The 16,589-nt window shown below is 68.8% G+C and carries 19 protein-coding genes; 13 read left to right on the forward strand and 6 right to left on the reverse strand.

Going from position 1 to position 16,589, the window contains the following annotated elements; translation table 11 throughout:
* The first annotated feature begins 1 nt into the window (after position 1).
* Both ABZW60_RS33715 and ABZW60_RS33720 read left to right on the forward strand, forming a co-directional pair.
* Positions 2–1,021: an aliphatic sulfonate ABC transporter substrate-binding protein gene (locus ABZW60_RS33715; RefSeq protein ID WP_355483835.1), complete on the forward strand. Its 1,020-nt coding sequence runs from the start codon at positions 2–4 to the stop codon at positions 1,019–1,021.
* Complete coding sequence (locus ABZW60_RS33720; RefSeq protein ID WP_355483837.1) at positions 1,018–2,505, forward strand: sulfatase-like hydrolase/transferase; 1,488 nt, start codon at positions 1,018–1,020, stop codon at positions 2,503–2,505. Before ABZW60_RS33715 ends, ABZW60_RS33720 begins: the two co-directional genes overlap by 4 nt.
* A 42-nt stretch (positions 2,506–2,547) precedes the next feature.
* Here ABZW60_RS33720 and ABZW60_RS33725 read toward each other — a convergent pair whose 3' ends face one another.
* Positions 2,548–3,837 carry a family 43 glycosylhydrolase gene (locus ABZW60_RS33725; protein WP_355483839.1) on the reverse strand — a complete coding sequence of 430 codons (1,290 nt, stop codon included), beginning with the start codon at positions 3,835–3,837 and terminating at the stop codon, positions 2,548–2,550.
* A 244-nt stretch (positions 3,838–4,081) separates the two neighbouring features.
* Between ABZW60_RS33725 and ABZW60_RS33730 the strand changes: the two genes are divergently transcribed.
* Positions 4,082–4,729: a dihydrofolate reductase family protein gene (locus ABZW60_RS33730; RefSeq protein ID WP_355483841.1), complete on the forward strand. Its 648-nt coding sequence runs from the start codon at positions 4,082–4,084 to the stop codon at positions 4,727–4,729.
* Here the strand turns inward: ABZW60_RS33730 and ABZW60_RS33735 are convergent.
* On the reverse strand, positions 4,710–5,819 hold the full coding sequence (locus ABZW60_RS33735; protein WP_355483842.1) for a HAMP domain-containing sensor histidine kinase: 1,110 nt from the start codon (positions 5,817–5,819) through the stop codon (positions 4,710–4,712). The two genes, ABZW60_RS33730 and ABZW60_RS33735, sit on opposite strands and share 20 nt — an antisense overlap.
* Complete coding sequence (locus tag ABZW60_RS33740) at positions 5,812–6,486, reverse strand: response regulator transcription factor (RefSeq protein WP_355483844.1); 675 nt, start codon at positions 6,484–6,486, stop codon at positions 5,812–5,814. Before ABZW60_RS33740 ends, ABZW60_RS33735 begins: the two co-directional genes overlap by 8 nt.
* A gap of 87 nt (positions 6,487–6,573) precedes the next feature.
* Between ABZW60_RS33740 and ABZW60_RS33745 the strand changes: the two genes are divergently transcribed.
* The 9 genes from ABZW60_RS33745 to ABZW60_RS33785 all read left to right on the forward strand — a co-directional run bounded on the left by ABZW60_RS33745 (position 6,574) and on the right by ABZW60_RS33785 (position 13,274).
* The gene (locus tag ABZW60_RS33745; RefSeq protein ID WP_355483846.1) at positions 6,574–7,173 is read left to right on the forward strand and encodes a M15 family metallopeptidase; all 600 of its coding nucleotides are present in this window, start codon (positions 6,574–6,576) and stop codon (positions 7,171–7,173) included.
* A complete protein-coding gene (locus ABZW60_RS33750; protein WP_355483847.1) occupies positions 7,170–8,297 on the forward strand; it encodes a peptidoglycan bridge formation glycyltransferase FemA/FemB family protein in 1,128 nt (375 codons plus the stop codon). Before ABZW60_RS33745 ends, ABZW60_RS33750 begins: the two co-directional genes overlap by 4 nt.
* Positions 8,298–8,301: 4 nt before the next feature.
* Positions 8,302–8,880, forward strand: a complete 579-nt coding sequence (locus tag ABZW60_RS33755; RefSeq protein WP_355483849.1) for a VanZ family protein — start codon at positions 8,302–8,304, stop codon at positions 8,878–8,880.
* A 9-nt stretch (positions 8,881–8,889) separates the two neighbouring features.
* A complete protein-coding gene (locus ABZW60_RS33760) occupies positions 8,890–9,891 on the forward strand; it encodes an NAD(P)-dependent oxidoreductase (RefSeq protein WP_355483851.1) in 1,002 nt (333 codons plus the stop codon).
* Positions 9,884–10,951, forward strand: coding sequence for a D-alanine--(R)-lactate ligase (vanA, locus tag ABZW60_RS33765; RefSeq protein WP_355483853.1), 1,068 nt, complete (start codon positions 9,884–9,886; stop codon positions 10,949–10,951). Before ABZW60_RS33760 ends, vanA begins: the two co-directional genes overlap by 8 nt.
* Positions 10,948–11,550 carry a D-Ala-D-Ala dipeptidase VanX gene (gene vanX / locus ABZW60_RS33770; protein WP_355483855.1) on the forward strand — a complete coding sequence of 201 codons (603 nt, stop codon included), beginning with the start codon at positions 10,948–10,950 and terminating at the stop codon, positions 11,548–11,550. The genes vanA and vanX overlap by 4 nt, the downstream gene beginning before the upstream one ends.
* 4 nt (positions 11,551–11,554) lie before the next feature.
* Positions 11,555–11,986: a GNAT family N-acetyltransferase gene (locus ABZW60_RS33775; RefSeq protein WP_355483857.1), complete on the forward strand. Its 432-nt coding sequence runs from the start codon at positions 11,555–11,557 to the stop codon at positions 11,984–11,986.
* A gap of 64 nt (positions 11,987–12,050) precedes the next feature.
* Positions 12,051–12,641 (forward strand): AAA family ATPase, encoded by a 591-nt coding sequence (locus tag ABZW60_RS33780; protein ID WP_355483859.1) that lies wholly within the window; start codon positions 12,051–12,053, stop codon positions 12,639–12,641.
* 96 nt (positions 12,642–12,737) lie between these two features.
* Positions 12,738–13,274, forward strand: coding sequence for a DUF2231 domain-containing protein (locus ABZW60_RS33785; protein WP_355483861.1), 537 nt, complete (start codon positions 12,738–12,740; stop codon positions 13,272–13,274).
* A 40-nt stretch (positions 13,275–13,314) separates the two neighbouring features.
* On the opposite strand, the gene ABZW60_RS33790 is transcribed toward ABZW60_RS33785, so the two are convergent.
* Complete coding sequence (locus ABZW60_RS33790; RefSeq protein ID WP_355483862.1) at positions 13,315–14,250, reverse strand: cyclase family protein; 936 nt, start codon at positions 14,248–14,250, stop codon at positions 13,315–13,317.
* 138 nt (positions 14,251–14,388) lie between these two features.
* Between ABZW60_RS33790 and ABZW60_RS33795 the strand changes: the two genes are divergently transcribed.
* Positions 14,389–14,859 (forward strand): hypothetical protein, encoded by a 471-nt coding sequence (locus tag ABZW60_RS33795; protein ID WP_355483864.1) that lies wholly within the window; start codon positions 14,389–14,391, stop codon positions 14,857–14,859.
* Positions 14,860–14,905: 46 nt separating this feature from the next.
* On the opposite strand, the gene ABZW60_RS33800 is transcribed toward ABZW60_RS33795, so the two are convergent.
* A complete protein-coding gene (locus ABZW60_RS33800; protein ID WP_355483866.1) occupies positions 14,906–15,772 on the reverse strand; it encodes a GNAT family N-acetyltransferase in 867 nt (288 codons plus the stop codon).
* Positions 15,773–15,836: 64 nt separating this feature from the next.
* Entirely contained in the window at positions 15,837–16,571 is a 735-nt protein-coding gene (locus tag ABZW60_RS33805) for a VOC family protein (protein WP_355483868.1), read from the reverse strand.
* Positions 16,572–16,589: the final 18 nt, after the last annotated feature.

The following is a 16,589-nucleotide window of genomic DNA, read 5'->3' on the forward strand; positions in this document are numbered from 1 at the left end:
GATGACGTTCTCACGCAAGCTGACGGCGCTGGCCGCCGGAGCCGTCGCCCTCGCGCTCACCCTCGCCGGCTGCGGCGGGTCCGACGACAAGGCCGCCGACGGCGGACCGCTGCAGGAGGTGAACTTCGGCTATATCGCCGACTACAACGGCACCAGCCTGCTGGCGATCGCGAACGACCAGAAGCTCTGGCAGAAGCACGGCCTGAAGGCGAGCACCAAGGTGTTCACCAACGGCCCGCTGCAGATCCAGGCGCTCGGCACCGGCGATCTCGACTTCGGCTACATCGGCCCGGGCGCGTTCTGGCTGCCGGCCTCCGGGCAGGCGAAGGTGATCGCGATCAACACGCTCGGCAATGCCGACCGGGTGATCGCGCGCTCCGGGACCACGTCGATCGACCAGCTCCGCGGCAAGACCGTCGGCGTACCGGAAGGCACGTCCGGTGACATGATCCTGACGCTGGCGCTGCGGAAGGCCGGGATGTCGAAGAGCGACCTCAAGGTGGTGAACATGGACGCCTCGACGATCGTGTCGGCATTCGCGTCGAAGAAGATCGACGCGGCCGGCTTCTGGTACCCGGCGATCGGGACGATCAAGAAGCAGGTCCCGGACCTGACCGAGCTCGCCAAGAACTCCGACTTCGAGGCGCAGGTCTCGTTCCCGACCGCCTTCGTGGCGGGCAACGACGTCGTGTCCGGGCAGAAGGACAAGACCGCGAAGACGATCGCGGTCCTGCGCGACGCGATGGCCTACCGGTCCGCGAACACGGACCAGTCGATCGAGCTGACCGCGAAGATGCTGAACGTGCCGGTCGACCAGGTCAAGGCCGACGCCGGCAACGTGAAGGTGCTGTCGGTCGACGAGCTGGACGCGAAGACCAAGGACGGCACGATCGACAAGTGGCTGAACGGGATGGCCGACTACTTCGTCCAGGCCGGCAAGCTGAAGTCGAAGACCGACCCGAAGACCTACTACACCGGCGACCTGTTCACCTCGGCGAGTTCCGGTTCGGTGGCCAAGTGACCGAGCCGCAGAACATCCTCTTCCTGATGACCGACCAGCACCGGGCGGACACGCTCGGTGCCTACGGCAACCGGTTGGGGACGACCCCGAACCTCGACGAGCTGGCCCGGACCGGGACCCGGTTCGACCGCTGGTACACGCCGACCGCGATCTGTACGCCGGCCCGGGCCAGCCTGCTCACCGGCCAGGCGCCGTTCCGGCACAAGCTGCTGGCGAACTACGAGCGCAACGTCGGATACCTCGAAGACCTGGGCGAGGGCACGTTCACGTTCTCGCAGGCGTTGCGCGACCGCGGGTACAACTGCGGGCTGATCGGCAAGTGGCACGTGGGCACGAACAAGTCGGCCGGTGACTTCGGCTTCGACGGGCCCGATCTGCCGGGCTGGCACAACCCGGTGGACCACCCCGACTATCTGGCGTACCTCGAGGAGCGCGGGCTCCCGCCGTACGAGATCTCCGACCGGATCCGCGGCACGCTGCCCAACGGCGGGCCGGGCAACCTGCTCGCCGCGCGGCTGCACCAGCCGGTGGAGGCGACCTTCGAGCACTACCTCGCGACCCGCGCGATCGAGATGCTCGAGCGGTACGCCGCCGACGGTGGGAAGCCGTTCTTCCTGGCGCTGCACCTCTTCGGGCCGCACCTGCCGTACATCCTGCCGGACGAGTACTTCGACCTGATCGATCCGGCGGACGTCGAGCTGCCGCGGTCGGTGGCGGAGACGTTCCAGGGCAAGCCGATGGTGCAGAAGAACTACAGCGCGCACTGGACGTTCGACACGATGCCGATCGAGACAACGCGCAAGCTGATCGCGATCTACCAGGGGTACGTCGCGCTGATCGACTTCGAGCTCGGCCGGGTGCTGCAGGCGATGCGGCGGCTCGGGCTCGCCGACGACACCGCGGTGTTCTTCACCTGCGACCACGGGGAGTTCACCGGCTCGCACCGGCTGCACGACAAGGGGCCGGCGATGTACGAGGACATCTACCGCACGCCCGGCCTGCTCCGGGTGCCCGGGCAGCCCGAGGGCGTCGTACGGAACGAGTTCGTCAGCCTGCTGGACTGCACCGCGACGATCCTCGAACTGGCCGGGGCCGACCCGAAGAACGCGGTCGACTCACGGAGCCTGCTGCCGCTGGTGAGTGGTGAGCCGGCCGAGTGGGACGACGACATCGTGTGCGAGTTCCACGGGCACCACTTCCCTTATCCGCAACGGATGCTGCGCACGGACCGGTACAAGCTCGTCGTGAACCCGGACTCGGTGAACGAGCTGTACGACCTGGAGCTCGACCCGGACGAGCTGCTGAACGTGTACGAGCACCCGGAGCAAGCCGGCGTACGGTCGCAGCTGATGCGACGCCTCTACACGGTGCTGCGGGAGCGGGGCGACAACTTCTACCACTGGATGACGTCCATGTACGACGTGGGCGACGTCGGCTACGACCCGACAATGAGCGGCCTCGACGAGACCACGTACGGCAAGTGACCCGCGGCGGGCCCTCCTGCGCTGGAGGGCCCGACGACGTGGTCAGCCGTTCTTGCGCCGTTGCGCGTAGATGCGGTTGCTGGTCGGGCCTGTCCACTCCATCCGGACGACGCCTGGTACGGCGGCGTCGCCGACGCGGGTGGGGTCCGCCCAGTAGCCCGCGGCCGGGTTGCGGAAGAACGTTGCCCACAGGTGGCCGGCGGCGTCGGTGAAGATGTTGTTGTGGCCGGCACCGACCCCGGCGGTCCAGCGGTGCGAATACGGGCCCTCGAAATGGTCGGAGACCGCCATCACCAGGTCGTACTGGTACTGCACGCGACCCGGTCCCGGCGGGTCGTAGGCGTTTCGGGCGCTGCCGTCGGGGTTGGTGGAGGCACGGTCCCAGGCGGCGTGGAGCAGGTAGTACTTCCCGCCGTGTTTGAAGACGTACGCGCCCTCGAGGTACGGCTCGGGTGAGTAGGGGCTCTGCTGGAACGACGGCAGTCCGGTCGTCGGGACGATGTCCTCCATATCGTCGCGGAACGGCGCGTAGAGGTTGTTGTGCAGGACCAGCCAGGCCTGGTCGCCCTCGGAGTACAGGCCGCCGTCGATGTGGTGGTACGCGCCGGGCAGGATGAAGCTCGGTCCGCCGATGAAGGAGTCGCCGAACGGCTTGTCCAGGTTGCCCTCCGCCAGGCGGTACGGGCCCTCGACGCCACCCTCGCTGATCAGCAGGAACGAGCCGACCTTGCGGGAGTGGTCGCCCATACAGGCGACGATGTACCAGGTGTCGCGGAAGTAGTGCAGCTCGGGAGCCCACGCCTGGCCGCGCTTGCCGAACTGGGTGTCGTACCAGTACTCCTGCCACGGGGCGACAACGGTGCGGCCGGGCGTGTTCTCGCCGGCGAACTCGGGCGACCAGACCTTGCCCCGCTCGGCGCCGGGCCGGATCCCGCCTGTGTCGGCGAGCCGCCACGGTCCGTGCAACGAGGGCGCCGTCCAAACGAAGATCCCGTCGTTCCAGGGACCGGCCGCGGGCAGACCCGGTACGCGCGTCGTGCCGGTCGCGACGTACAGCGGGCGGCCGTTGACCGTGAAGCAGTTGACGTAGGTGTCGCGCATCCACACCCGTCCGAGCTCCTCGTCCCGCGGCCGCAGCTCGAGCGGCAGCACGAACGAGTTGTCGTCCCGCGGCCACAGATCAAGCCGCGTATCAGCCACGCCGTACGGCGCCGACTCGGGCCAGGCCGCCGGATACCGCCTCGCACCCGCGTAAGCCGCCGCGGAGGGCAGGGCCGTCGCGCCGACGACCCCCGCCAAACCACCCAGAACCGTTCTCCTGTTGATCTCCATGCGCGCACGCTAATCAGACTCATTTCAACGGTGAAGAACCGGCAAAAAGGTTCGTCGGCTGGAGACCTGCAGGTCGACAGTACGTATACGTCCACTGCGCCGTAATCCGGCCGGCGCCCCGCCTGAGGGCGGGGCAAGTGGACGTATACGTACTGTCCAGCTGCCGATGTCAAGGGGAGGGCGGCGGGTCCGACCTTCCTGTGCGGGCGCCGGACGGCGGCGCCGAGGGTGAAGGGAGTTTCAGATGTCCGAGGTGCGGGTTCACAACTTCGCGATTTCGCTGGACGGGTTCGGGACGGGTGCGGGGCAGGCGCTCGAGGCGCCGTTCGGGCATGCCGGGGAGCGGTTGCACGAGTGGCTGGTCGGGACGCGGTTCTTCCATGCCGCGGACGAGGTGCCTGGTGGCACGCTCGGCGTCGACAACGCGTTCGCCGAGCAGCACGAGCGCGGGATCGGGGCCGAGATCATGGGGGCCGGCAAGTTCGGGCCGCCCGGCTGGCAGGACGACCCGGAGTGGAAGGGCTGGTGGGGGCCGAATCCGCCGTTCCACTCACCGGTGTTCGTGCTCACCCACCGGCCGCGCGCGTCGGTCGAGATGGAGGGCGGGACGACGTACCACTTCGTCGACGCGTCCCCGCGCGAGGTGATCGAGCAGGCGAAGGCCGCGGCGAACGGCGGCGATGTGCGTGTCGGCGGCGGGGCCACCGTCGTCCGCGCGTTCCTCGCCGAAGGGCTGATCGACTACCTGCACGTCGCGCAGGTCCCGATCGTGCTCGGCCGCGGCGCGCGCCTGTGGGACGGACTGGAGGCGCTCGAGGACAGGTACGACGTCGAGGTGGTCTCGTCCCCGAGCGGCGTCACCCACCTGACTTTCACGCTGAAGAACGGCTGAGATCGGCGGGCACGTGCACGGTGGCCCGGAGCCCGCCACCGATGCGCGGCATGAGCGCCAGGGTCCCGTCGTGGGCCTGCGCGATGGTGTTGACGATCGCCAGGCCCAGACCGACCCCGCCGTGGTCGGCGCGGGTCCGCTCGGCACCGCGCTGGAACGGCTCGGTGAGCGTGGCGACCATCCGCAGCGAGAGCTCCTCGCCGGTGTTCTCGACGACCAGCTCGGCGGTGCCCGAGCGCATGCCGGTGGTGATCCACACGGTGCCGTGGCCGGACAGGTTGTGCACGATCGCGTTGTGCACAAGGTTCATCGTCAGCTGCAGCAGCAGCGCACGCGAACCGATGGCCATGGCCACCTCGCCGGAGACCTCGATCGTCAGACCACGTTTCTCCGCGAGCGGCAGCAAGGTCTCGACGGCTTCCTCCACCAGGAGGGACAGGTCGACAGGCTCCGGTGTGAACGACCGCTGGTCGGCCCGGCTGAGCAGGAGCAACGCCTCGGTGAGGTCGATCGCCCGGTTGTTGACGGCACGGAGGCGGTCGACGAGGACACGGTTGTCGCTGTTCAGATCGTTGCGGGCGACGTCGAGCAAGGTCTGGGTGATCGCCAGCGGCGTTCGCAGCTCGTGCGAGGCGTTGGCCGCGAACCGCTGCTGCTCGCTGACGTGTGCCTCCAGCCGCGCCAGCATCGTGTCGAACCCGTCGGCGAGCTCGCGGAACTCGTCGTTCGACCCCGGCAACCGGATCCGGTGCGCGAGCGACCCGGTCGCGGCCAGCCGGGTGGCTTCGGTGATCCGGGTCAGCGGGGCGAGCATGCGGCCGGCCAGCAGCCACCCGCCCGCGAGACCGAAGACGAGCAGGATCAGCAGTACGACGGCCGCCCGCGGCGCGAACGTGCGCAGCAGCACGGAGCGGACCGGGAAGACGCCGTCGTCGATGCCGTCGGGAACGATCAGCATCGCCCGATCGGGAACGTACCGGAGCAGGAACGCCCAGACGGCCGCGAGCAGCAAGGCGCCGGCGAGCATCAGGAATCCCGCGTAGCTGAGCGTGAGCTTGAGCCGGACGCTCAGCCCGGGCTCCCTAACCATCCCTCGGCCCCGCGTCGATCCGATAGCCGGCACCGGCCACCGTCGCGATCAGCCAGGGTTCACCGAGCCGCTTGCGCAGAGCCGAGACCGTGATCCGTACGGCGTTGGTGAACGGGTCGGCGTTCTCGTCCCAGGCGCGCGCCAGGAGATCCTCGGCGCTGACCACACCGCCCTCGGCCGCGACCAGGACCTCGAGCACGGCGAACTGCTTCCGCGTCAGCGCGACGTACCGGCCGTCGCGGTAGACCTCGCGGCGGAACGGGTCCAGCCGCAGCCCGGCGATCTCCCACACCGGCGGGCGGTTGTGGGCGCGCCGCCGGTCGAGGGCGCGCAGCCGGAGCACGAGTTCCTGCAGCTCGAACGGCTTGGTCAGGTAGTCGTCGGCGCCCAGCTCGAACCCGGACGCCTTGTCGTCGAGCCGGTCCGCGGCGGTCAGCATGAGGATCGGCAGACCGCTGCCGGAGGCAACGATCCGCTCGGCGATCTCGTCGCCGGACGGGCCGGGGATGTCGCGGTCGAGAACGGCGATGTCGTAGGTGTTGACGCTCAGCAGCTCCAGCGCGGTGTCGCCGTCGCCGGCCACGTCGGCGGCGATCGCCTCCAGGCGCAGGCCATCGCGGATGGCGCCCGCCATCTCGGGTTCGTCCTCCACGATCAGCACCCGCACACCCTCGATACTACGAGGCGGCACATATCGCCCATGTATCGAAAACCGGATACGCGCCGGCAACACCGTGCCGATTTGACTGGACCCATGTCCGTCAGCGCACCGGCACAGCCAGCAGGCCGCCGGACCAGAATGTCGATCCGCGCGGCCCTCGTGGTCGCGAACGTGGCGATCATCGGCGTGTTCATCCATCAGACGCTGGCGTTCCCGTCCTTCTCGGCCGGATCCACGCTGGGCGAGGCCGACGGCGCCGTCCCGGAGGGCCTGACGGTCTTCGACGACCACATCCCGGCGGTGGGCAACCTCGACCCCGCTCTGCTCGGCGCGCTCCGCCGGGCGGCGACGGACGCGGGGAACGACGGGGTGAAGTTCTACGTCAACAGCGGCTGGCGCACACCGGCGTACCAGGAACAGCTGCTGCGCGACGCGGTCTCGAAGTACGGCTCGGAGAAGGAAGCCGCCCGCTGGGTCGCCACGCCCGCCACGTCCCCGCACGTCGCGGGACAGGCGATCGACATCGGCCGGTCCGACGCCACGGCCTGGCTGTCCGAGCACGGCGCCCGGTACGGGTTGTGCCAGATCTACGACAACGAGCCGTGGCACTACGAGCTGCGGCCCGAGGCCGTCACCCACGGCTGCCCGCCCAGGTACGCCGACCCGACGCACGACCCGAGGATGCAGGGGTGACGCTGACCGTCGCGCCGATCAGCTCCGCCGAGCACCTGGCGTTCGTGGCGACCCAGCGGTCGGTCAGCTTCCTCCAGACCCCGGCATGGGGCCGCGTGAAGACCGAGTGGCGGAGCGAGTCCCTCGGCTGGTACAACGGGCCGCGGCTCGTCGGCGCCGGGCTGGTCCTGCATCGGCCGGTGCCGCGGCTCGAACGCCACACGCTCGCCTACCTGCCCGAGGGGCCGTCCATCGACTGGACCGGCGATCTCACCACCTGGCTCGACCCGCTGGCGGCGTACCTGAAGGCGCACGGCGCGTTCGCGATCCGGCTGGTTCCACCGCTGCGCACGCACAGCTGGAGCGCCGAGCAGGTCAAGGCCGGGATCGCCGATCCCGGTATCGGCCGGCTCACCGACGTGCCTGGCGCTGTCGATCCCCTTGGTGCGCGTGTGAGCAGTCAGTTGAGCGCTGCCGGGTGGTTGCCGCAGAACCCGGAGGACGGCTTCGGCGCGGGGCAGCCGCAGTTCAAGTACGAGGTTCCGCTGGCCGGCCGGAGCGAGGACGACGTCCTGCGGGGCATGAACCAGCTCTGGCGCCGCAACATCAAGAAGGCGGCCAAGGCGGGTGTCGAGGTCACGGTCGGGGACGACCTGAAGGCGTTCCACGACCTCTACGTCCACACCGCCGAACGCGACCACTTCATGCCCCGGCCGCTGCGGTACTTCGAGACCATGTTCGCCGAGATGAGCGCGGAGGATCCCGAGCGGATCAAGCTCTACCTCGCCCATCACGAGGGCGACCTGGTCGCCGCGACCATCCTGGTCCGGGCCGGTGCGTACGCGTGGTACTCGTACGGCGCCTCCGCCACCGAGAAACGCGACGTCCGCGGCTCGAACGCCTGCCAGTGGGCGATGATCCGCGACTCGCTGGCGGCCGGCTGCGACGTGTACGACCTGCGCGGCATCACGCCGACGCTCGACACCGACGACCCGCACGTGGGACTGATCCAGTTCAAGGTCGGCACCGGCGGTCGGGCGGTGCGGTACGTCGGCGAGTGGGACCTGCCGCTGCGACCGGTGATGTACCGGGCCTTCGACCTCTACATGCGGCGGCGCGAATACGTGAGAGGCAAGCGGAAATAGCGTGATGATCAGGGACTGGCACGACCTGTTCCGGACCTTCAACGGAACGGTCCTGCTCACCTTCGCGGCCGCGCCGCCGGCCGCCCTGCTGGTCTGCGTTCTGGCGCTGTGGCGACGGGCCCGCGGTACGGCGTCGGCGTGGCGCCTGTCGCTCGCCGAGGTCGGCATGGTCTACGGGACGGTGCCGTGGGTCTGGATGACGATGTTGCCGGGCAGCCGGGCCGGGCAAGTTCCCGGCCGGGTCAGCCTCGTCCCGCTGCGGGACCTGTTGTCGATGTCGCCCTGGCAGATCGCCGGCAATCTGCTGGTGTTCGCGGCGCTGGGTTTCTTCGCTCCGCTGCGGTTCTCGAGGCTGGCGTCGCTGCCCCGGATCGTTGGATTCGCAGCGGCCTGCTCGGTCCTGATCGAGCTCGCGCAGTACGTGCTCCGGCTCGATCGGGTGTCGTCGGTGGACGACGTACTGGTCAACGCCCTGGGTGCCGGACTGGCCGCGCTGGCGTCGCGGGCCTGGTGGCGCGAGGCGTCCACATTTCGTGGGCATATCGAAAACCGGATACGGACCGGCAACACCCCCTCCTCTTGACTTGGAGGCATGACCTACAGCGAACCGGCAGAGACTGCGGTACGGAGCGCCGAACGGCTCGCAGGCATCACGATCTTCGGCTGCGAGCCGGACGAAGCCGCGTTGTTCCGGGAGCTGACCGCCCGCCTCGGGGTCGTTCCGGTCGTCACCGCGGCGCCGGTCTCCGAAGCCAACGTCGACCTGGTCGCCGGCAGCCGCTGCATCAGCATCGGTCACAAGACCAGGGTCACGAACTCCACGCTGCTTGCGCTCGCCCACGCCGGCGTCCGGTACATCTCCACCCGCAGCATCGGCTACAACCACCTCGACGTGAGGTACGCCGAGCACGTCGGCATCACCGTCGAGAACGTCAGCTACTCCCCCGACAGCGTCGCGGACTACACGCTGATGCTGATGCTGATGGCGATCCGGAACATGAGGTCGGTCCTGCGGCGGACCGACGTCCATGACTACCGCCTGGACGCGGTGCGCGGGCGGGAACTGCGGGACCTGACCGTCGGCGTCGTCGGGACCGGCCGGATCGGCTCGGCGGTGGTCGACCGGCTGCGGGGGTTCGGCTGCCGGGTAGTTGCCCACGACAAGCGTTCGGCTCCGCGGGTCGGGCTCGACGAGCTGTTGCGGCACAGCGACGTCGTGACGCTGCACACGCCGCTGACCGCGCAGACGCATCACCTGCTCGACCGGCGGCGGATCGAGCAGCTGAAGCCGGGCGCGTTCGTCGTCAACACCGGACGCGGGGCACTCCTCGACACGGCCGCGCTGGCCGATGCCTTGGAGAGCGGCCGATTGGGTGGCGCGGCCCTCGACGTACTCGAAGGCGAGGAAGGGATCTTCTACGCCGACCGCCGCGACGAGCCGGTCGAGAGCGAGCTGCTGCTGCGACTGCAGAAGCTGCCCAACGTGCTGATCAGTCCGCATACCGCTTACTACACCGACCACGCGCTGCGCGACACGGTCGAGAACTCCATCGTCAATTGCCTGAACTTCGGAAGCAGGGAGAACCATGGATAAGGTGAAGATCGGCATCCTCTTCGGTGGCGACTCCGAGGAACACCCGGTCTCGGTCAAGTCCGCACAGGAGATCGCCCGGAACCTCGACCTGGACAAGTACCAGCCGTACTACATCGGGATCACGCAGCGCGGCATGTGGAAGCTCTGCGACGGTCCCGGACCGGACTGGGAGATCAAGAACACCCACCCGGTCGTGCTGTCGCCGGACAGCAGCGTCAGCGGCCTGCTCGTCCTGGAGTCGGACCGGTTGGGATCGCGGATCCGGCAGGGGCAGTACCGGACGATCAACCTCGATGTGGTGCTTCCCGTGCTGCACGGCAAGCGGGGCGAGGACGGCGCGATCCAGGGCCTGCTCGAACTGTCCGGCATTCCTTACGTGGGCTGCGACATCCAGAGCTCTGTGCAGTGCATGGACAAGTCGCTGACCTATACCGTCGCGAGGAGCGCGGGCATCGCGACGCCGAACTTCTGGATCGTCACCGGTGATCAGGGCATCGATCCGAGCGGGCTGAACTACCCCGTGTTCGTGAAGCCTGCCCGATCGGGCTCGTCGTTCGGTGTCAGCAAGGTTTCGGGGCCTGACGAGTTGCCGGCCGCGCTCGAGACCGCGCGTCAGTTCGACTTCAAGGTGCTGATCGAAGAGGCCGTCGTCGGCAGCGAGATCGGCTGCGCGGTGATGGGCAACGACCTCGACCTGATGACCGGTGAGCTCGACCACATCGCGCTGACCCACGGCTTCTTCAAGATCCACCAGGAGGACTCGCCGGAGAGCGGCTCCGAGAACTCGACGCCGATCGTTCCCGCCGACATCCCCGAAGCCGCACGGGTGCTCGTCCAGGAGGCAGCCAAGGCGGTGTACGGCGCGCTCGGCTGCCGTGGGCTGGCGCGTGTCGACATGTTCCTCACGACGGACGGGCGAGCCGTGCTCAACGAGGTCAACACGTTCCCGGGGATGACGTCGTACAGCCGGTATCCGCGGATGATGGCGGCGGCCGGCGTACCGCTCGGCGAGGTGATCGACCGGCTGGTGTCGGTGACGCTGACCGGGAAACTGCAGTGAACGCCGGCTTCGGCTACGTCGACCTCCCCGGGATCCGGTGGGACGCGAAGTACGCCACCTGGGACAACTTCCTCGGGAAGCCGGCGGACGGCTACCTGGTGAACCGCATCGTCGGGACCAGGGCGCTGTGCGCGGCCCTGGAAACGGCCCGCGACAAGGCCGCGCCGCGCGGCTTCGGTCTGCTGCTGTGGGACGGCTATCGCCCGCAACGGGCCGTGGACAACTTCCTGCGCTGGTCCACGGAGCCTGAGGACGGCCGGACGAAGGCACGGCATTACCCGAACATCGAGCGCAGCCAGATGATCTCCGAGGGCTATGTGGCCGCGAAGTCCGGCCACAGCCGGGGCAGCACCGTCGATCTGACGCTGTACTCCCTGGCGACCGGCGAGCTGGCGCCCATGGGCGGCGACCACGACCTGATGGACCCGATCTCGCACCACGGAGCCGCCGGTGTGACGGAGGTCGAGGCCCAGAACCGTCGCCACCTCTGCAGCGTCATGGAGGCCGCGGGTTTCAGCCGCTGCGAGCACGAGTGGTGGCACTACACGCTTCGGGACGAGCCGTACCCGGACACGTATTTCGACTTCCCGATCGCGTAACCGGATGCAGATCCGACTGGCACGCAGTACCGACGCCATCGACACGTTGCTCGAGGAACTGGGCTATCCGCAGGACGACCCGGCCGCCACTGCGGTCCGGTTGCAGGCGTGGACCGACGACCCGGCCGGCGCGGCGTACGTCGCCGAGGCAGACACCCGTCTCCTCGGCGTCATCGCCGTACACGTCGTCCCGTTCTTCGAACGCGAAGGCACCTGGGCCCGCATCGTCGCCCTCGTCGTCTCCCACCAGGCCCGCCGCCAAGGCGTCGGCACCCGCCTACTGCAGGCGGCCGAATCCTTCGCCAAAACCCAAGGCTGCCGCCGGCTGGAAGTCACCAGCTCCAACCACCGCCACCCCGCCCACACCTTCTACCAATCCCACGGCTACACCAACCAATCAGAAGCCTCCACCCGCTTCCTGCGAAACCTGCAATGACCGGTGGAGTGGGCAGGGCCGCGCAGCGGAAGCCGTGAGCCCCGGGCATCGATATCCTCGGGCGGTGACGCGAGCCTCGGTACCTTCGGTCATCTTTCTCAACGGTGCCTCGTCCGCCGGCAAGACGACGCTCGGCACGGCGTTGCAGGACGCCTCGGACGAGCCGTACTTGCTGATGGGCCTGGATACCTGCTTCGCGATGGTCCCGTCGCAGTGGGCCGGCGGTCCGATGGGCGCGCACCGGGCGCAGGGTTTCCAGTACGTCGACCTGCCGGACGACAACGGCAAGCCTGTCACCGGCATCTCGTACGGCCCCGTCGGCCTGCGCATGCTCCAAGGGTTCCACCGAGCCGTCCGGGAGTTCGTCCTCGCGGGCAACTCCGTCATCGTCGACGAGATGATGCTCGGCCCCGAGGTCAGAGATCACTGGTTCACGACCTTCGCGGACGTCGACGTCAGCTGGATCGGCGTCCGCTGCGACCTCGACGAACTCGAACGCCGCGAGAAGACCCGCCGAGGACGCAACGGCCTTTCCCGCTGGTCCGACCAACGCGTGCACGAGGGAATGCAGTACGACCTCTGGGTGGACACGACCACCCAGGCCTCGGAAACCTGCGCCCACCAACTCCTGGAGGCCGTACGCCGGCATCCTTGACCGACGGACGCCGCGCCACCCGTTCCAGCTGTACGGCTGACCAAGCCGGTGCGTCAGCTTCTTCCACGGCGAGTGCGCCGGGCGTATCTTGAGCGCGTGGCATCCGAATCGTTGCCGCAGCGCGTAGCCCGGGCGGTCGGCGACAGCCCGGTTTCCGAGCGCGTCGCTCGTGCGCAGGCGGCGGCGTACGGGCCTCTGATCGAGTGGATGCGGCGCAGCCCGCTGCACACCGACGTACTCGGGCATTCGCTCCACCCGTCGCTGACCGACGTCACGACCGGCTGCTGGCTCAGTACGTCGCTCCTCGACCTCACCGGCGGATCCGGGTCGCGGCGCGGCGCCACGCTGCTCGCCGGGTTCGGCGTACTGGCGTCCCTCCCGACGGCTTTCGCCGGTGCCGCGGACTGGGCCGAACTGTCAGGCGAAGAACGCCGGATCGGCGCGGTCCACGGACTCGGCGCCGACACCGCGATCATGCTCTTCGCCGGCTCCCTCGTCGCCCGCCTCCGCGGCAACCACCGAGCCGGCACCAGACTCGCCCTGGCCGGCAACCTGGTCATCGCCGGCGCAGGCTTCCTCGGCGGCCACCTGGCCCTGAACCGTGGCACCGCCCGCCGAGCTCCCGCCGATTAGCACCCGAAGCGTCAGCAGCCCGAAGTCGTGGGATCGCTTGTCAGAAGGTGGCGATCGGGTTGACCGGGCTGCCCGAGGTACCGGCGAAGCGGACCGGCGCGACCGCCAGCTGGAAATCCCACTGGCCGAGCTCGGCAGCGGTCTCCGCGCACGCCTCCAGGTCGCAGTTGTCGAGCAGCCACAGCCCCATCGCGACAAGGCTCACGGCGTGGACCGGCATCAGTACATCGTCGTACCCCGACGGCTGGACGTCCTGGGGAGTGTCGGCGCCGATCAGCGCAACTCCCCGCTCATGCAGCCACGGCAGGCAGGACGCATGCCAACCGGCCTGCGTGAAGCTGAACGCCGCGCCCTGCTCGTGCCGGAAACGCCCGTACCCGGTCCGCAGGAGCACCGCATCACCCGCCTGCACTCGCACCCCTTGCCGCCGCTCGGCCTCCTCGAGGTCCTCAGGAAACACGCCCTGACCGGACTCCAGCCACGGGACCTCGCGGACCTTGGCAACGTCCAGCAGTACTCCCCGCGTGACGATCCCGTTGGCCGCCGCGGTGACCGCTGCCCACGACGATCCCGTGTCGGCGTCGACCAACGCGTGCGACCGCCCGTTGTACATCTTGCCGTCCCAGTACAGGTGGCACGGCGAATCCAGGTGCGTGATCGTGTTGCCGTGGAACAGGATCCCGAGCCGCTCGTTCGAGAACCCCCAGTGCCGATCAGCATGAAACGCCGCCGGCATGTTCTCCGCTCCCGGCATGTCAGCAGCGCATGGGCACGTCGTGGTCGCCCGCTCCATCTCCTCCGGTACGGCGACCTCCCACGCGCACGACACGCTCCGCCCGTGCCGCACGGCCCGCGCCGCGCCCAGCCGCACGTCGTCCGTGATGAGATTCAACGTCCCCAGCTCGTCGTCCTCCCCCCACCGTCCCCAGTTGGACAAGGTGTCGAAGTACCCCAGTACGTCGTCCTGCGTCGGCATCGAGCGCCCTCCCGTCTCCGTCGGATTCAGCAACCGTGCCGCGTCGGCGGGGTCAACCTGCGCCTCGCGGTCCGGTATCTGACGATCTCAGGTCGGCGAACGCGGGTGTAACGGGCGCCGAACGGACATGATGAGCGGGTGATCATCGAACTGCGCCCGCCACTCTCGGCCGGCCCGCTCGCCCTCGCCGCGACAGGCGAGGACATCGTCGCAACCATGCGACAGTTCGGCGAGCCCGAGCTGCTGCGCCGGGCGGCAGGCGACCGACCGGGCTGGCAGGTAACCGACCCGAACGGCCTCTACCTCAGCGCGTACTTCGACGCAGACGACCACGCAAACGCCATCGAGATCGGACGCCCGACGAATCCGGTGGTCTCCGTGATCTACGACGGCCTCGACATCTTCCAAACCCCCGCCGCAGACCTCATCGAAGCCCTACGCCACAAAACCCAGATCCTCGAAGAGGAAAACGGCCATTCCTACACCGCCCCCGACCTCCTCCTCGCCCTCTGGCGCCCCACAACCCCCGAGGGCCCAGACGATGACGACGGCAAGTACTTCGAATCCGTCCTGATCGCCGAACCCGGCTACTACAACGACGCTGACTGAGGCCGAGGACCGCGCTCGTGCCCAGCTGCGCAGGCACCCCCCAACGTCAGGCCTTCCGGATCCGGTCGCCGATCTCCGGCTGTGGGACGAAGCCGGCCGCCTTGTACGTCGCGACGCCGCCCACGTTGGAGCTCGTCGTACAGACGCGCGCACTGGACGAGCCCATCTCCCGCAGTGCGGCCGCGCCGGCGACGGTGATCGCTCGGCCGTAGCCGCGGCCGCGGTGGTCGGCGTGGACACCCATCGGCTCGACCAGTCCCGGCTTGCCCGGGCCGGCCGACCAGACCGTCACCACGGCGGCGGGGTTGCCCTCGTCGTCGTACGCACCAAGGCACCGCGCGTCGGCGAAGAACGGTGCCGCGGCCATCTCGTGCCGGTACTCGCGCGTCGGCCTCTTCGTGTTGAACGCGGACCGCAGGACATCGGCGAAGTCCTGCGCCTCCTCCAGGCCGATCTCCTTGATCCGCACGCCGGGGTCCTGCACCGCTTCGGCGAGGTCACGGAACAACGGCGTCCACGGCTCGTCGACGCCCCAGCCCTCCTTGGTCAGGAGGTCGTGCATCAACAGGCCCTGCGGCGCCTCGATGGATACCGCGCCTTCCGGCAGTACGCCGCGCTCAGGCAGCGAGAAGTCCTCGACGAGCCGCCGCGCCAACTCCTCGTCCTGGAAGGCATCAGGAGCGACCGTCATCCGCACGACCGTCGGCGAATCCAGCATCCCGACTGCGAGAATCCGCCCGTCCCGGCTCCACGTCCGAACCACCGCAGCCGTCTCAGCCGTGCCGAACCGGTAGTTCCAGCCGATGTCCCCGGGATGCAGCTGCATCGGCGCATCGTCGTACTGCCATTCCCGCAGCGCCGCCATAGCCGCGCCTACCTCTTCGGCCGCCGGCGTACTCAGCAAGATCGTCATAGCCGGGATCTGACACCCCGCACCGACTGCATGCAACCGATTAACCGGAAGCGAGAGTTCCCGATCACGCTGGGGTGAGGAGGCAGAACTCGTTGCCTTCCGGGTCAGCGAGGACCTTCCACGTGACATCGCTGCCCAGGTCCAGTGCGGTGGCGCCCAGGCTCCGCAGCCTGGCGGCCTCCCCCTCCAGGTCGTCACCCGGGTATGGACGGACGTCGAGATGGACGCGGTTCCACACGGTCTTCTCGTCGGGTGTGCGGACGAACTCCAGATAGGGTCCGACGCCCTTGGCGGAACGCAGTACGGCGATGTGGTCAGTCACCTCGACCAGGGTCCAGTCCATGGCCTCAATCCAGAAGCGGGCCATGGTTCGCGGATCCGCGCAGTCGACCACGACCGCGGCGATCGGTCCGGTGTCTTCGTAGCGCGGTCGGGGTTCCAGTACGCAGAACTCGTTGCCCTCCGGGTCGGCCATGACCGTCCACGGCACGTCGCCCTGGCCTATGTCGGCGAGCGTCGCGCCGAGCTCCTTCAGCCGCGCGACCAGCTCCGCCTGATGGGCCGCCGAGGTCGTGGCGAGGTCGACGTGTACGCGGTTCTTCACCGTCTTGGGTTCCGGCGAGACGACGAGGTCGAGGCAGACCGCTGTGGGGTCGGGATACACGAAGCCCTCAGGTTCGAGGTTCGTCACGCCGGGCCCCTCACTGGACTGACCCCAGCCGAGCACCTCCGCCCAGAAACCGCCCAGCGCGGAGTCGTCCCGGGCCTTCATGTTGATCTGCACCAGCCGTGTCGCCATGCCGAAGATGCTAACGGC

This window comes from Kribbella sp. NPDC003557, from assembly GCF_040610805.1.
In the GTDB taxonomy this organism is placed as follows: Bacteria; Actinomycetota; Actinomycetes; order Propionibacteriales; family Kribbellaceae; genus Kribbella.

Bases quoted from the DNA above. Each gene is read 5' to 3' on its own strand.
- ABZW60_RS33715 (WP_355483835.1), top strand. From the start codon at position 2: ATGACGTTCTCACGCAAGCTGACGGCGCTGGCCGCCGGAGCCGTCGCC.
- ABZW60_RS33725 (WP_355483839.1), bottom strand. From the start codon at position 3,837: ATGGAGATCAACAGGAGAACGGTTCTGGGTGGTTTGGCGGGGGTCGTC.
- ABZW60_RS33730 (WP_355483841.1), top strand. From the start codon at position 4,082: ATGTCCGAGGTGCGGGTTCACAACTTCGCGATTTCGCTGGACGGGTTC.
- ABZW60_RS33735 (WP_355483842.1), bottom strand. From the start codon at position 5,819: ATGGTTAGGGAGCCCGGGCTGAGCGTCCGGCTCAAGCTCACGCTCAGC.
- ABZW60_RS33745 (WP_355483846.1), top strand. From the start codon at position 6,574: ATGTCCGTCAGCGCACCGGCACAGCCAGCAGGCCGCCGGACCAGAATG.
- ABZW60_RS33755 (WP_355483849.1), top strand. From the start codon at position 8,302: ATGATCAGGGACTGGCACGACCTGTTCCGGACCTTCAACGGAACGGTC.
- ABZW60_RS33760 (WP_355483851.1), top strand. From the start codon at position 8,890: ATGACCTACAGCGAACCGGCAGAGACTGCGGTACGGAGCGCCGAACGG.
- vanA (WP_355483853.1), top strand. From the start codon at position 9,884: ATGGATAAGGTGAAGATCGGCATCCTCTTCGGTGGCGACTCCGAGGAA.
- ABZW60_RS33775 (WP_355483857.1), top strand. From the start codon at position 11,555: ATGCAGATCCGACTGGCACGCAGTACCGACGCCATCGACACGTTGCTC.
- ABZW60_RS33790 (WP_355483862.1), bottom strand. From the start codon at position 14,250: ATGCCGACGCAGGACGACGTACTGGGGTACTTCGACACCTTGTCCAAC.
- ABZW60_RS33800 (WP_355483866.1), bottom strand. From the start codon at position 15,772: ATGACGATCTTGCTGAGTACGCCGGCGGCCGAAGAGGTAGGCGCGGCT.
- ABZW60_RS33805 (WP_355483868.1), bottom strand. From the start codon at position 16,571: ATGGCGACACGGCTGGTGCAGATCAACATGAAGGCCCGGGACGACTCC.